This is a genomic window from Streptoverticillium olivoreticuli subsp. olivoreticuli (assembly GCF_003391135.1).
In the GTDB taxonomy this organism is placed as follows: Bacteria; Actinomycetota; Actinomycetes; order Streptomycetales; family Streptomycetaceae; genus Streptomyces; species Streptomyces blastmyceticus.
Genome location: NZ_CP031455.1, coordinates 3,464,903 through 3,479,241, shown reverse-complemented (window position 1 = coordinate 3,479,241; position 14,339 = coordinate 3,464,903). Strand labels below are relative to the sequence as shown.

General features: G+C 70.7%; 13 protein-coding genes. 4 read left to right on the top strand and 9 right to left on the bottom strand.

The annotated features are described in order from the left end of the window. Window positions 1-123 precede the first annotated feature (123 nt). Window positions 124-705 (top strand): TMEM165/GDT1 family protein, encoded by a 582-nt coding sequence (locus tag DXZ73_RS14790; RefSeq protein WP_116211459.1) that lies wholly within the window; start codon window positions 124-126, stop codon window positions 703-705. Window positions 706-743: 38 nt separating this feature from the next. On the opposite strand, the gene DXZ73_RS14785 is transcribed toward DXZ73_RS14790, so the two are convergent. The 5 genes from DXZ73_RS14785 to DXZ73_RS14765 form a co-directional block, all read right to left on the bottom strand. After that, window positions 744-1,961, bottom strand: coding sequence for a PP2C family protein-serine/threonine phosphatase (locus DXZ73_RS14785; RefSeq protein WP_425315918.1), 1,218 nt, complete (start codon window positions 1,959-1,961; stop codon window positions 744-746). A gap of 584 nt (window positions 1,962-2,545) precedes the next feature. Then, the gene (locus DXZ73_RS14780) at window positions 2,546-3,055 is read right to left on the bottom strand and encodes a DinB family protein (protein WP_116211457.1); all 510 of its coding nucleotides are present in this window, start codon (window positions 3,053-3,055) and stop codon (window positions 2,546-2,548) included. A 62-nt stretch (window positions 3,056-3,117) separates the two neighbouring features. Further along, window positions 3,118-3,639 (bottom strand): MepB family protein, encoded by a 522-nt coding sequence (locus DXZ73_RS14775; RefSeq protein WP_116211456.1) that lies wholly within the window; start codon window positions 3,637-3,639, stop codon window positions 3,118-3,120. A gap of 97 nt (window positions 3,640-3,736) precedes the next feature. Continuing rightward, window positions 3,737-4,924, bottom strand: coding sequence for a protein-L-isoaspartate O-methyltransferase family protein (locus tag DXZ73_RS14770; protein ID WP_240351345.1), 1,188 nt, complete (start codon window positions 4,922-4,924; stop codon window positions 3,737-3,739). 666 nt (window positions 4,925-5,590) lie between these two features. Then, window positions 5,591-6,370, bottom strand: coding sequence for a GntR family transcriptional regulator (locus DXZ73_RS14765; RefSeq protein ID WP_116211455.1), 780 nt, complete (start codon window positions 6,368-6,370; stop codon window positions 5,591-5,593). 17 nt (window positions 6,371-6,387) lie between these two features. Here DXZ73_RS14765 and DXZ73_RS14760 point away from each other — a divergent pair, with 17 nt between their 5' ends. Beyond that, window positions 6,388-6,852, top strand: coding sequence for an NUDIX domain-containing protein (locus DXZ73_RS14760; protein WP_116211454.1), 465 nt, complete (start codon window positions 6,388-6,390; stop codon window positions 6,850-6,852). Between the two features lie 110 nt (window positions 6,853-6,962). On the opposite strand, the gene DXZ73_RS14755 is transcribed toward DXZ73_RS14760, so the two are convergent. Then, window positions 6,963-7,616 carry an HAD-IA family hydrolase gene (locus DXZ73_RS14755; protein WP_116211453.1) on the bottom strand — a complete coding sequence of 218 codons (654 nt, stop codon included), beginning with the start codon at window positions 7,614-7,616 and terminating at the stop codon, window positions 6,963-6,965. 264 nt (window positions 7,617-7,880) lie between these two features. On the opposite strand from DXZ73_RS14755, the gene DXZ73_RS14750 reads away from it, so the two are divergent. Further along, complete coding sequence (locus DXZ73_RS14750; protein ID WP_116211452.1) at window positions 7,881-9,950, top strand: MFS transporter; 2,070 nt, start codon at window positions 7,881-7,883, stop codon at window positions 9,948-9,950. Here the strand turns inward: DXZ73_RS14750 and DXZ73_RS14745 are convergent, their stop codons facing one another. Then, complete coding sequence (locus tag DXZ73_RS14745; RefSeq protein WP_116211451.1) at window positions 9,951-10,475, bottom strand: GNAT family N-acetyltransferase; 525 nt, start codon at window positions 10,473-10,475, stop codon at window positions 9,951-9,953. It abuts the gene before it with no gap. Window positions 10,476-10,688: 213 nt separating this feature from the next. Here DXZ73_RS14745 and DXZ73_RS14740 point away from each other — a divergent pair, with 213 nt between their 5' ends. After that, window positions 10,689-12,734: a bifunctional glycosyltransferase 87/phosphatase PAP2 family protein gene (locus DXZ73_RS14740; RefSeq protein ID WP_425315838.1), complete on the top strand. Its 2,046-nt coding sequence runs from the start codon at window positions 10,689-10,691 to the stop codon at window positions 12,732-12,734. Window positions 12,735-12,762: 28 nt separating this feature from the next. On the opposite strand, the gene DXZ73_RS14735 is transcribed toward DXZ73_RS14740, so the two are convergent. Then, window positions 12,763-13,461: a hypothetical protein gene (locus DXZ73_RS14735; RefSeq protein WP_116211449.1), complete on the bottom strand. Its 699-nt coding sequence runs from the start codon at window positions 13,459-13,461 to the stop codon at window positions 12,763-12,765. Beyond that, window positions 13,448-14,338 (bottom strand): DUF6114 domain-containing protein, encoded by an 891-nt coding sequence (locus DXZ73_RS39455; RefSeq protein WP_240351344.1) that lies wholly within the window; start codon window positions 14,336-14,338, stop codon window positions 13,448-13,450. Before DXZ73_RS39455 ends, DXZ73_RS14735 begins: the two co-directional genes overlap by 14 nt. Between the last annotated feature and the right edge of the window lies 1 nt (window position 14,339).

The following is a 14,339-nucleotide window of genomic DNA, read 5'->3' as shown; positions in this document are numbered from 1 at the left end:
GAATCTTCCGTAGGCCAGCGAGACCTTCGGCCGCAGTGTCCATGACGCTGCCGTGCCGAAGCGACCCCTGAAATCCCGCAGGTCTCTCGGTACGGCAGTCCGAACCGATCGAGGAATCGCCCTGTGTTCAGCTTCACCGTCGCCGCCCTGGTCTTCGGCGTGATCTTCCTTGCCGAGCTCCCCGACAAGACGGCCCTCGCCTCCTTGATGCTCGGCACCCGCTACCGCGCCTCGTACGTCTTCGCGGGCGTCGCCGCCGCCTTCCTCGTCCACGTCGTCCTGGCCATCGCCGCGGGCAGCCTGCTGACCCTGCTCCCGCACCGGATCCTCCAGGTGATCGTCGGCCTCGCCTTCCTCGCGGGCGCGGCCGTCCTCCTCTTCAAGAAGGACGACGACGAGGAGGAGATCGCCAAGCCCGCCGACCAGTCCTTCTGGAAGGTCTCCGGCGCGGGCTTCATGCTGATCCTCGTCGCGGAGTTCGGCGACCTCACCCAGATCATGACCGCGAACCTCGCCGCCCGCTACGACGACCCGGTCTCGGTCGGCATCGGCGCGACGCTGGGCCTGTGGGCGGTGGCGGGCCTGGGCATCGTGGGCGGCCGCACGCTGATGAAGTACGTACCGCTGGCACTGATCACGAAGATCGCGGCGCTGGTGATGCTGGCGCTGGCGGGGTTCAGTCTTTATGAGGCGGTGGTGGGCTGACGCCGCCTGGTTTCACCGGCCCCCCGCACCTCCCGTCGTCACTGGTACTGCGGGCGCCATTCGAAGAGCAAGATGGTCGCATCGTCCCGTAGTTGATTGCGCTGGTAGTCGAGGACGGCGTGGATGAGCAGCCGCAGCACCTCGGCCGGGCGCTGGCCGGCGGCGGAGGAGCGGATGATGAAGTCGGCGAACCGGTCGAGGCCGAACTCCGCGCCGTCCGCGTCGCGAGCCTCCACGACGCCGTCGGTGTAGAGCAGGACGCAGTCGCCCGGTTCCAGTGTCGTCTCGTGGACTTGCCGTGCTTCCGGGGTGAGTTGACCGGCCAGGCCGATCGGGGGCTGCGGGGGGCTGTCCAGTGCCCCGTCGAGCACCCGCTCGCCACGGATCAGCAGCGGTGGCGGGTGACCGCAGTTGACCCAGCGCAGCACCCCGGTGACCGCGTCGAGCCGGCAGAGCACGCCGGTGGCGAAATGGTCGGGCAGCCACTGGGCGAGCGTCTGGTCGAGGGAGCCGACGATGTCGGCCAGGTCGCCACCGCCGCGGCGGGCGTTCCGCGCCGCCGCCATGGCGACCGACGCGGTCAGGCCGGCGGTCAGATCGTGCCCCATGGAGTCGAGGATCATGGTGTGCAGCACGTCCTTGACCACCGAGTGGTCGAAGGCATCGCCGGCGACGTCGTACGCCGGTTCAAGGACCGCGGTCGAGACGCACCTGCGGCTGCCGATGGTGTGGGACGGCAGGAAGGCCCGCAGCATCTCGGCGGGCAACCGCATGGCCTCGGTGCGGGTGAGACCGGCGAGCCAGTCGCTGTAGCCGCGCTTGGAAGTGATCAGCATGGCGAGCAGATGGGCCAGCATCCGGCTGCGGCGCAACCGCACCCCGTCGAGCGAGGCGGCCCGCACCGCCAGCACGCCCAGCCGCTCCGCGCCGTCGACCAGGGGGATCCAGACGATCACGCCGTCGTCGGCGTCGGCCACCCGAGGAGAGACCGTGCGGTACGCCCAGCCGGCTGACGAGTGGTCCACCGGCAGCGGCTCCGATACATCGTCGAGTGGGATGAGCAGCTGTTGCTGCAGGTCGACGAGGTAGATCAGCGCGGTGTCCAGACCGAGGGCCGAAGCGCACTGGTTCGCCAGAACGGGCAGTTCGAACGGCAGGGCCATCTGTGCACCGACGATCAGCTCTTCCAGCCGATTCTCGTCGACGGCGGCGTCGGAACCGGCGGACGCGTGCGGTGGGTCCGACACGGGGATCACCCCTTCCGAGCCCAGTCTCACACCGATCCCGGCCTCTCTCACGTCAGGCACGATCGTGCCGAAGCGCGGCCGTGGCGAGGGCGGCGGCATGAAGTGTCGATGGCGATGCCCGACCGCCGTCGGCGTACCGGACGGTTTCCGTGCCGCTGTCGGTGGACACCGAATCGCAGGACACCAGGGCCGGGGGCGAGGCGAAGAGGCCGGTGGCCGGGCTGGTGCCCGTGCAGGTGACGGCCTCCTACCCGCCCGCTTCGGCCTGACTGGCCGGTGCCCATACCGACGACGAGACCACAAGCGCCAGGGATCCCATGGTCATCGCCGCGCCACGCATTTCGAAATGTATGCGCTCCAGCCCGTCCATACTGTCAGTGCCCCTGGGCTATCCCCGGCCGCGGCTGCCGCCCGGCGCCCCGAAGCGTTACTTCCGCGCGCACCCGCCCGGACGCGCAGTCCCACGCGCCACCCGCTCTTGCCGGGTTGCATCCCGTCGCCACGCCTGTATGAGGCGGCTCCCTGCCGGCGTCGAAGTCGAGGTGGAGCGGCTGACAGGCGTGTGCAAGAGCATGGCGGGGGGGGAGCCCCCTTCACGCCCCCACCACCCCGTCGATCCCCTCGCGCAAGAAATCCGCGTGGCCGTTGTGGCGGGCGTACTCGTGGATGAGGTGCAGCATCACCAGGCGCAGCGACACATCGGCGTTCCAGCGAGGCTGATGGCCCGTCACATCCAGGGACTCCGCCGCCAGTTCGATGCGGCGTGCGTGCTCGACCTCCGTCTGCCAGGCGGAGAAGGCCTCCGAGCGGGTGGCCGTGGTCGCGTCGTACGCCGCCTGGTAGTCGCCCTCGTCGGACCAGACCAGGGGGACGTCCTCGGCGTTGATCACCCGGCGGAACCAGGTGCGTTCGACCTCCGCCATGTGGCGCACCAGCCCGAGCAGGGTCAGCGTCGACGGCGGCATCGAGCGGCGGCGCAGGTCCTCGTCGGAGAGGCCGTCGCACTTCATGGCGAGTGTCGCGCGGTGGAAGTCGAGGAAGGCGCGCAGAGTCTCCCGCTCGCCCCCGGTGAGGGGCGGCCCTGTGCGGTCGGTGGTTTCCATGGCTTGATCCTTCCGATGGCGAAAGGGCTCACCTTAGGTCGCACCCGAGGCTCCGCGCCGCTCTATTTCCGGTGGAGCGCCCGGCACCGGGCAATATCGACCGCCCCCTCCTCCGGCAGCGCCAGGAAGTGGTCCACCTGCCACGCCTGCGTGCTGCGCGCCGTGCGGTTCGGTGCGGCAACCCACGGCGGGTAGACGCGGAAGGCGCGCTTCCCGCCGGTGCCGGCGGTCGAGACGATGTCCCGTTCGCGGAGGACTTCGCGCGGGAAGACGAACTGGCCGAAGCCGTGGTCGTCGCGGGCGCTGATGACGAAGAGGTCGACGGGGTCCGCCGCGTCGAAGGGCTGGATCGGTCCGCCCGGGGACCGCTTCCACACCGTGACGAACTGACCGGCCTTGGTCGGCGTCGTCTTCGCCGCGCGGAACCTGACGGAGAGCCCGTCCAGGGTGAAGGCGCACGCCCCATACTCCGCGCTCTCGGCCTCGGGCACCGGCTCGGAGCAGGCGAACCCGCTCGGGTCGTAGGCCAGCGCCTTCGCCGCGAGCAGGTCGGGGTGCGGCCGGGATGCGGGGCTCGTGGTCATGCCCTCATCCTGCCCGCAGGGCGTCAGCCCCCGAAATGCAGCGCGATCCCGCCCGCGTGCGTTGGGAGAAGCACATGGGCGGGGTCGGCTCATCTCCTCATACAGGCCAGGAGTCGCCCGGAGCGTCCAGCCAGGCGGATTGCCCTTCCGATGTCACGGTGAGCCCGAACCGCTCGTGCTCTGGTCTGCCCTGGTCTTCCCACCACCGGTATGCGGCTTCGACTTCGTCCCACAGTCGGCGTGGCCCCGACTGCCAGACGCGTGCCTCCTCCCCGTCGCGGAACATCACGCATGCCCAGGACGAGTCACCCAGTCCGTAGAACCACACGGGTCGTGCGCCGTCCCGGGCCTCCGCCACGGCTTGGAAACAGTTCCGTACGCGGAGCCCCAGCGCGAATGGCAGGGCGGTGTACCGGCCGGTGATGAATTCGAGTTCGGTGACTGCCGTGGTGGAGGTGTTCGCGCTGTCGAACGCGCCTGCCGGGACGTATTTCGAGTGCTCCCGTTTCGGCGAGCGTTGCGCGCGCATTTTCATGAACTCCACCGGGCGGGTGAAGTGACCGAGGGCGACCCCGCTGTTCGCCACCAGGCGGACCACGGCGTCGGCGTTGCTGTAGTGCGTGCCCCACGGGGCGGCGATCACGCCGCCCTTACGGATCTGCCGAACCCACGCCCCCGGGAGCTCCCGGAGCCCGACGGTGGCCAGGATGCGGTCGTACGGCGCATCGTCCGCGTGGCCGACGAACCCGTCCCCTGTGACCACATCCGGGTACAGCCCAGCAGCGCACAGCTTCTCGCGGGCCTGACGCGATACGGAGTGATCGACTTCGATTGTGGTGACGCGCCCGCGCCCCCGTGTGCCCACGCAACGGTGGTACAGGGCGCCGGCGGTCTCGCCCGTACCGGTGGCGACGTCCAGCACCCTCATGCCCTCGTCCGGGCTCAGATCCTGAAACAGTCCGTAATTCACGGAGGGCGCGGATGAGGAGCTGGTGGACACCCTTCCTGGCGTGGTGCCGGAGTGCTCGCCATCGTCCCACTGAGTCACCAGGGGCATATTGCTGTCCGCAGCCGCGTACCAGGCGTCGGCGTCGGTGGTGCGGTCCACAGCGACACTCGTATCGGTCTTCGTGTCCCACGGCCAGATCAGATCAGGCAGGAACGATGCCCGGTCCACTGCCGCGAACGTCGGAGTCCAGTCCGGCGACATGGCTTTCGTCTCCAGGAGGGCGCGCCCCAGCTCCTTTCGGCCGGGGCGCTCCACCTGCGGGGGATTCACGGTCACTTGCGACGGTCCCCGTCTCCGTCCGGGGCGGGGCTGTCAGGGTTCGGCGGAGGGTCGGACGGTGGACTCCAGGGCTGACCGGGGAGCCCGTCTCCCTCTTCCTGGGGTTTCCCGTGACCGCCGTCGGCGGCGGTCATGAACTGAATGGTGCTCATGTCGTGCCCCTTTCGATTTGAACTCTCAGTCTTCAAGGCGTCGGTGAGTGTCTTCCATGTGTCGGCCGTCGGCTTTCATGAAGCGGCTGGACGGGCGCCGGTGCCCTGCGGGTAGGAATCTGCGGGATGTGTGCCGTACCGGAGTGCGTGCTGATCTCGGCCTGGATGGCCTGTACGCGGACGGAGTCATCCGTACGCTGCGCCCACCGCAAGCCGTTGCCGAGAACAACGCATTCGGCACAGGCGGGCTCCGGGGGGCTGGGCGCGGCGGGCGGCCCGCTGCTGAGCGGCGCAGAGACGGTGGTCGGCGGGAACGGTGGTGGGGGCATCGGAGGAATCAGCATGACGAGCGCCTCTCGTGCACGGGCTCCGGCGACTCCGATCGACATGTCGCGCGGGAGCAACTCATGCACTCATGTATATGAGTGCATGAGTTGAGAGTGGCCTAACTCGCCTGCGTCAGTCAACCCGCCTTGGAAATCAGGCCAGTTCGGGGGTGAGGGGTGGCCCGTCAGTCGTGTGATGGGATCCTGTAGTCGAGCACAAAGCGGTCGGCGGCCATGACCGTGTCGCAGACTTCGACCACCCGGCCGTCGTCGGTCACCGCCTCTCGGACGAGGTGGATCACCGGGGCGCCGGGGCTGAGCTGGAGTGCTGCCAGCTCCTGCTTGGTGGCGAGTCGAGCGCGGACGGTCTCGATGTATTCGGCGAGGGTGTGGCCGTTTTCCTCAAGGCGGGCGTAGATGCCGCCGCCACCCGGATTCTCGTCGAGCAGCTCAGGGATGTCCTGTGCGATCGGCCAGGGCAGGTAGGACGTGGCTTCCTCGGTGGGTGTGCCGTCGACGAAGTAACGGCGCCGCCGGGCGAGCACCTGTTCCCCGGCAGGCATGCGCAGGCGCTCGGCGATGTCGGGTGGAGCGCTTGTCGGCCCTACGTAGAGAACGTGTACAGCCGGTGTGCGACCTGCTTGCTCGGCTTCGGCCAGATAGGCAGCCTTGCCGGCCTTGCGATGGGATCGTCGGAACCGGTCCGAGGACTTTCTGTGGACCGGGGGCAGGTCCTTCACGTAGGAGCCGCGTCCGTGATGAGTCTCTATCAGTCCGGCTGTGCGCAGTTCGGCGATCGCTTTGCGGACGGTTCCCTGCGAAACTCCGTAACGTTCCATGATGTCGGACTCGCTGGGTACCCGGGCGCCTCGGGTCAGGGCGCCAGTGCGGATCTGTTCGGTCAGGTCATCCGCGATCTGCAAATAGCGCGGCTTGCCCGAATTGCGCGAGACCTCGATCCCCATGAACCGCTTGCCCTCCTATGCTCATCCGTATGAGTACGGCCACCCAGTCTCGCAGGTCCACCCCCCTGCACTCCGTTTCCGTCGCAGGCGCCGTGGTCCGCGACGACGGCCGCATGCTTGCGATCCGTCGTGTCGACAACGGGCGATGGGAACTGCCGGGCGGCGTGCTGGAGATCGAGGAAGCGCCGGAGGGTGGAGTCCGGCGTGAAGTGCTGGAGGAGACCGGCGTCGAGGTCGACGTGGAGCGGCTGACGGGCGTGTACAAAAACATGGCGCGCGGGATCGTCGCCCTCGTCTTCCGCTGTCGCCCCGTGGGTGGCACCGCTCGGACCTCCGATGAAGCCGCCGCCGTCTCCTGGCTGACGCCCGACGAGGTGGCGGTGGTCATGGCGGAGGCGTACGCCGTACGGCTCCTGGACGCGATCGGCGACAACCCGCCATACGTGCGCATCCATGATGGGCAGCGGCTGGTGGCGGGCTGAATGCCCCACCCCTGGGCGGAAGCCCTTCGGGCCCCGCCGCCCCGTCGATTCCCCGGCACAGGAAGTCCGCCCGGCGGCACGGACGGTCCCGTGCCGCGAACGTCAGGGCGTCAGCCCCCGAAATGCAGCGCGATCCCGCCGCCCGGCAGAGCCTCCACGCGTACCCGCGTCAAGTCCGCCACCGCGACATCCGGCGCGTGGGCCGCCGCGCGCGGGCCGATGCCCACGACGCGCATGCCGGCCGCCTTGCCCGCCGCGATGCCCGCCTCGGAGTCCTCGAAGACGACGCAGTCCTCGGGGGCGAAGCCGAGGTGGGCGGCGCCCTTGAGGAAGCCCTCGGGGTCGGGCTTGCTCGCGCCGACGGATTCCGCGGTGACCCGGACGTACGGCATCGGGAGGCCCGCCGCGCCCATGCGGGCCTCGGCGAGGCCGCGGTCGGCGGAGGTGACCAGGGCGTGGGGGAGACCGGCGAGGGCGGCCATGAAGTCGACGGCGCCCGCGATCGGCACGACGCCGGTGACATCGGCGGTCTCGGCCGCGAGCATGCGGCGGTTGTCGGCGTGGTTCAGCTCCATCGGGCGGTCCGGGAGCAGGGCGGCCATGGTCGCGTAGCCCTGGCGGCCGTGCACGACCTTCATCACCTCGGCGGCGTCCAGGCCCTGCTCCTCCGCCCAGGCCCGCCAGCAGCGCTCGACCACGGCGTCGGAGTTGACGATCGTCCCGTCCATGTCCAGGAGCAGGGCGCGGGCGGTGAGCGTGGTCATCGGCTACTCCAGGGCGCGGGAGACAAGACAAGCGGCTCCGCCCGCCGGTCAGGGAATACGGGCGGAGCCACTTTGTTCCTTAACGATACAAAAACTACCCCGGAACCTCCAACAGGCCAGGTCCAGCCTTGATCACCGGGGGTCGGTGGCGGGGTCGGGGACAGGAGGGAAAACAGCCAATGGGCTACCCCGGCTGTCCGGGCGCGCCGATCCGGAACACGATGGGAAGCGGACAGCCGGCAGCCGCACCCCAGGAGCCAGCCCATGGCGGACGAGACCCCGGCCCCCTCCGCGGCCGCCGCGGAGCCCGTGGCCGTGCCCGGCGCGGGGCAGCCCCGGCGCACCGTGCTCGTCGCGATCGGCGCGCTGCTGCTCGGCATGCTGCTGGCGGCCCTGGACCAGACGATCGTCTCCACCGCGCTGCCCACGATCGTCAGCGACCTCGGCGGCCTCGACCACCTCTCCTGGGTCGTCACCGCCTACATGCTCGCGTCCACGGCCGCGACCCCGCTGTGGGGCAAGCTCGGTGACCAGTACGGGCGCAAGAAGCTCTTCCAGACGGCCATCGTCATCTTCCTGATCGGCTCCGTGCTGTGCGGGATCGCCCAGGACATGGGCCAGCTCATCGCCTTCCGCGCCCTGCAGGGCCTGGGCGGCGGCGGGCTGATGGTGCTGTCGATGGCGATCGTCGGCGACATCGTGGCGCCCCGCGACCGCGGCCGCTACCAAGGGCTGTTCGGGGCCGTCTTCGGCGGTACGAGCGTGCTCGGCCCGCTGCTCGGCGGGCTCTTCGTCGACAATCTCAGCTGGCGCTGGGTCTTCTACATCAACCTGCCCATCGGCATCGTCGCGCTCGCCGTGATCGCCGCCGTCCTGCACATCCCCGTCCGCCGCACCCCGCACCGCATCGACTACCTCGGCACCTTCCTCATCGCCGCCGTCGCCACCTGCCTGGTGCTGATGACCTCGCTCGGCGGCGTCAGCTACCCCTGGTCGTCCTGGCAGATCATCGGCCTCGGGGTGCTGGGCGTGGCGCTGCTGGTGCCGTTCGTGCTCGTGGAGCGGCGCGCGGCGGAGCCCGTACTGCCGCTGAAGCTGTTCCGGATCCGGACGTTCGCGCTCTGCTCCGTGATCGGCTTCGTCGTCGGCTTCGCCATGTTCGGCTCCATGACCTACCTGCCGACCTTCCTCCAGGTCGTGCAGGGCGTCACGCCCACCCTGTCCGGAGTGCACATGCTGCCGATGGTGGCGGGGATGCTGATCTCCTCCACCGCCTCCGGGCAGATCGTCAGCCGCACCGGCCGCTACAAGGTCTTCCCTATCGCCGGGACCGGACTGACCGCCATCGGCCTGCTCCTGCTGCACCGGCTGGAACCGGCCAGCGGCACCGGCGAGATGAGCCTCTATTTCTTCGTCTTCGGCTTCGGGCTCGGCCTCGTGATGCAGGTGCTCGTGCTGATCGTGCAGAACTCCGTGGGCTACGAGGACCTGGGCGTCGCCACCTCCGGCGCCACGTTCTTCCGGTCCATCGGCGCGTCCTTCGGCGTCTCCATCTTCGGCACGATCTTCACCAACAAGCTCGGGCCCCGCATCGCCGACGCCCTCGCGGGCACGCACCTGCCGCCAGGCGTCACCCCGGGGCAGCTCAAGTCCGACCCGCGCGCCGTCTCCGCGCTGCCCGCCGGGCCCCGGGCGGGGGTCCTCGACGCCTACTCCACGTCGATCACCGACGTCTTCCTCTACGCGGTGCCCGCCGTGCTCGTGGCCTTCGCCCTCGCCTTCCTCCTCCGCGAGGAGCCGCTGCGGGGCAGCGTCACCGCCCCCGACACCAGCGAGGTCCTCTCCAGCAACCCCGTCGAACGCTCCTCCCACGAGGAGTGCGCCCGCGCGCTGTCCCTCCTCGGCAGCCGCGAGGGCAAGCGCCGGATCTACGAGGAGATCACCGAACGGGCGGGGTTCGACCTCAAACCCGCCGCGAGCTGGATGCTGCTCCGCATGAACCGCTACGGATCCGCCGAACCCGCCCTGCTCGCCGAGCGCGTGGACATCCCCTTGCGGATCATCACCGAGGCGGCGGCGCAGCTGGAGTCGCGTGGCCTGGCCGTACGCGAAGGGCTGCCGCTGATCCTCACCGACGAGGGGCGGCAGGTCGCCGAACGCCTCTTCCGCGCCCGCGAGCAATCGCTCGCGGACCTCCTGGGCGACTGGTGGTCGAAGGACCGCCCCACCGACCTCCAGCAGCTCGTGCGCGAACTCAACGCGGAACTGTGCGGCTCCGACTCCGAGCAGCCCCACAACGGCCCCGCGAAGCGGGACCACGACCCGCGCCCGTGATCACAGCTCCTTGCCGAGCCAGACCTCGGTGTACGGGCCCTCGTTGTACTGCGGGATGTGCGTGAAACCGTGGCGGACGTAGAGCGCCACCGCCTCCACCAGATCCTTCCTGGTGTCCAGCACGATCCGCTCCGCACCCCACTCACGGGCCACCGCCTCGGCCGCCGCGAGCAGCGCGGACGCCCCGCCGAGCCCCCGCTTCGCGGGCCGTACGTACATCCGCTTCAGCTCGGCCGTCCGCTCGTCCAGCATCCGCAGGCCCAGGCAGCCGCCCTGCTCGCCGCCGTGCCGTCCCACCAACAGCACTCCGCGCGGCGGTGCGAGGTCGTCACTGGGGTCCTCGGCGAGATAGCCGTCGATCTCCTCGGCCGTGCACCGGCGGCCGTCGTGCAGCAGGTGCCAGCGGTCGGCGACGTCGGTGAGGTACTCCCGCAACAGCGTGGCGGAAGCGGGCGCCCCGACGGGCTGCGGCGCGATGTCCCACACCCGGGGGACGCGACGGTCATCGGTCCTGTGTTCGGTCATGCGCGCATGGTGGCACGCGGCCGATCTCCCGCGGCGACCTTTTTCCGGCGGCACGAACCCGCCGTTGGAGGTGACAGCCGTCAGGATCCGGACAGTTGTGGGACCTTGTCAGGTGACCTGGGGGTGACCTGCGTCTGTTCTTCAGGACTCAGTAAGGTCTCAAACAGCCCTACGAGGGTGACCGAGCCGGGGCGACTGGAGGAGCTGCGGGGCGTGGCGAATGCACAGAGGGGCGGCCTGGGGAGCCTGCCCGGGGCGGGGTCGCGGACGGTCCTGGCTCTGGGCGCACTGTGGCTGCTCGCGGGGATACTGGCAGTCCGTCAGGCCGCGGTGGTGCTCCGCCTCCCTCCTGAACGCCGCCTGACCGACCTCGAACGCTGGATCGGTGACAACGGTGTCCTCCATGTGAAGGGATCGCTCTACGACACCGACAAGTTCACCGGTACGCCCTTCGCGGGACTCGTGCTCAAACCGCTGACCAAGGCCGCCGAACACAGCCTCGGCATCGGCTGGACCCTCGGCACCCTGCTGCTCGTCGTCGCCCTCGCCCTCGTCGCCGCCCGCTCGCTGCCCGCCCCGGTGAGCCGCCGCACCGCCCTGCTCGCCACCCCCGCGGCGATCATCCTGGCCGTGCTCTCGCTGCCCGTGCGCAACACCTTCACCCTCGGCCAGACCAGCATCATCCCCGTGCTGCTGGTGCTCCTCGCCTGCTGTCTGCCGCGCCTGGCCCGCGGCTCCGGCGTCGCCTCCGGGATCCTCGTCGGCGTCGCCGCCGCGCTCCAGCCCGCCGTGCTGCTCTTCGCCGCGCTGCTCTGGCTGACCGGGCGGCGCCGCGCCGCCGCCGCGTCCGGCATCGCCTTCGCCGTCGGCACGGCCGCCGCCTGGCTGGCCATGCCGGACGACTCATGGACGTACTGGTTCCACCACATCGCCGGGGCCGGCCTCGGCGAGGCGCCCGCCGGCCTCGCCAACCAGTCGCTGCACGGCCTGTTACTGCGCATCGGCCTGCACGGCCCCGCCGAGCTCGTGCTCTACGGCCTGCTCGCCGTCGCCGTCGCCGTGCTCGGTCTGCGCCGCGCCGCCCGCTACGCCCTCGACGGCCAACTGCTCCTGGCCACCGCCCTCACCGGCTGCGTCGCGGTCGCCGTCTCGCCCACCGCCTGGCAGCACCAGCAGCTGTGGATCCTGCTCGCCGTCGTCGGCCGGGTCGGCGGGCGCCGCGCCGACCGGCTCGTCTGGCCCGTCCTGGTCGTCCTCGTGATGACGCTGACCAGCACGGTCCTCATGCCCGACAACCCCTTCCTGCGGCCCCTCGGCGACAACGCGCCGCTGCTCGCCGCGATCGTCGCCGCCTGCGCGGTGCCCTTCCTGCCGCGCACGTCACCGCTGTGGGACCGGCCGCTGCCGACGCCCGCGTCCGAGCCGCAGCGGGGCCGGTTCTCCTGGGTGCCGCTGTTCCGCTTCTGGAAGCGGCCGTTGAGCCGGCCGAACGTGTTCCTGGAGCTGATGCTGATACGGGTCGGCTACTGGGCGTACTCCTTCATCCGCGCCAGCGCGCCCGACGAGCGGGCCCTCGCGGAGTCCCACGGCCGACAGATCCTCGGCGCCGAGGAGTTCCTGCACATCGACGTCGAGCACGGCTTCAACCACTTCGTGGCGGGCGTCGACTGGCTCGCCGACAGCATGGACTACTACTACGGCACCTTCCACTTCCTGGTGCCGGTCTCCCTGCTCGGCTACCTCTACGTGCGCCGCCCGGGCACCTACCGCTGGGCCCGCACGGCGCTGTCCGTCGCGACGCTGATGGCGCTCGTCGGCTTCTGGGCCTACCCGCTGGCCCCGCCGCGCCTGATGCCGGGCCGCGGCTTCATCGACACCGCCAACGGCCCGCAGGATCTCGCCAATCCCGACTTCGGCGCGCTCACCGAACTCTCCAACCAGTACGCGGCCATGCCGTCGCTCCACATCGGCTGGTCCCTGTGGTGCGGCGTCGTGATCGCCGTGGTGGCGCCCAAGGTGTGGATGAAGTGGCTGGGCATGCTCTACCCGCTGATGACGCTCTCCGTCATCGTCGGCACCGCCAACCACTACGTCCTGGACGCGGCCGGCGGCGCGTTCGTGGTCATGTCGGGCTTCGCCGTCCAGTACGCACTGACCGGGCCCGGCCGCCGGGCGCCGGGGAAGGTGCCGGGGGCGCGGAGCGGGAGCGACGCGCCGGCCGTCGCGGAGACGGCGGAACCGGCGCGGTCCAAGGGCTGAGCGCTCCCGCCCCGGTCTGCCCCGGAAGTCAGCTGGTGACGGTGATCTGCTGGGACGGGTCCGTGACGTCCGTGACCTGGTAGGTCGCGTTGAACACCGAGGACGTCGCCGCCGTCGGGCAGCCGAATCCGCCGGTGACCTGCACCGGGACCATGCCGTCGGTGACGGTGAGGGTGGACGGCGAGCCGTTGGTGAAGGTCGTGTTCAGGCTGGCCGCCGCGGCGGGCGCCGCTGTCACCGTGCAGTTGGCCAGGCCGGTGGTCTGCAGGACGAAGCCGCCGCTGGGGATGGTGAGGGTGGCGGCGGGCGAGTCCGCGTTCTGCATGGCCACGCCCCAGGCGCCGGAAGTCGTGACGGATACGGTCACGCCCGGGAGGTTGGCGCTGCACGAGGAGTACGTGGGCGAGTTGAGGCCGCTGACGACCGGGCCCGCGTCGTTGTGGTTGGCGGGGGCGTTCGGTATCTGGTTGCTCGCGTCCCCGCCGCCCGCAGTCGGCTGCGAGCTGGAGACGTTACAGGTCGCGATCACGGAACCGGCTTTGAACGTGGCGCTCCCCGTGAGCGTCGCCGCGAAGTAGTGCCCCGCGGGTGTGACGGTCGTCGGCCCCGCGTCATCGGCACTCCGCGCATCGGCGGTCCCCGCACCGCCCAACCCGAGCGCGGCGACGAACGCGAGCCCGGCTCCGGAGGCGAGCAGGGCACGGCTGCGGAATCTACGAGCGGTCATCGGAACTCCTCTGGTGCGGAAGGTGGGGACGGGGCTGGTGGTCGACGTCCCGGACGGGGCCGGACCTGGGCGACCGCTGTGCCGGTGTCCACGGCCCGATCTCGGCCGAGGGCCCGGCGGGCGGCCGGGGCGCGGTGTCCCGCGGACCGCTGCCGGGCGATTCGGGTGGGTCCGGCGGGGGAGCGGTCAGGGTGTCGACGGGCGGGTCGGCCTGTGGATCGGGTGCCGGTTCGGCCGGGGGTGATGCCGGGGCTCCGGCCCCAGGCGGCGGACTGCCGGGGGTCGCGTCGGGCTCACTGTCGTTCGGTGCTGCAGGGGTTCCGGCAGCGCTGCTGTCCGAGCTGCCCTGAACGCCGGGCTCCGCGCCCGGGTCTTCGGTCGCCGGGTCGGAAGGAGGGCTGCCCGGTGCTCCGGTCTCCCGGTCCGGGACCCCGCCGGCGTCAGCCGGCAACGGCTCGCCGCCCGGAACCGCGCCACCCCGAGCCGTCGCCGGCTCGGCCGGCAAGGGTTGCCAAGCGAAGATCATCGCTCCGCCGACCACCCCCATGAGCGTGCCGATCAGGAAGCCGCCGAGGTTGGACATCACCAGCGTGGCCGCCGCGACCATGACGGTGACGATCCCGGCGAGGGTCCGGTACTGCGGTGCGAACCACGCGCTGAGCCCCATCAGGATCATGACCAGGCCCATGAGGACCGACGGGATGCCCGCGATCCCCTGGTGCAGCATGACCTTCAGCGGCGCCAGTGGAATGGCGCAGATCTCCGCCCCGGCGAGCACGGTCGCCAGCCCGCCCCAGAACGGCCGCCCCTTGCGCCACTGGCGCCACGCCGCCCACGGGTGCCGCCGTGGACGGCCGGACTCGATGCCGGCCGCCACG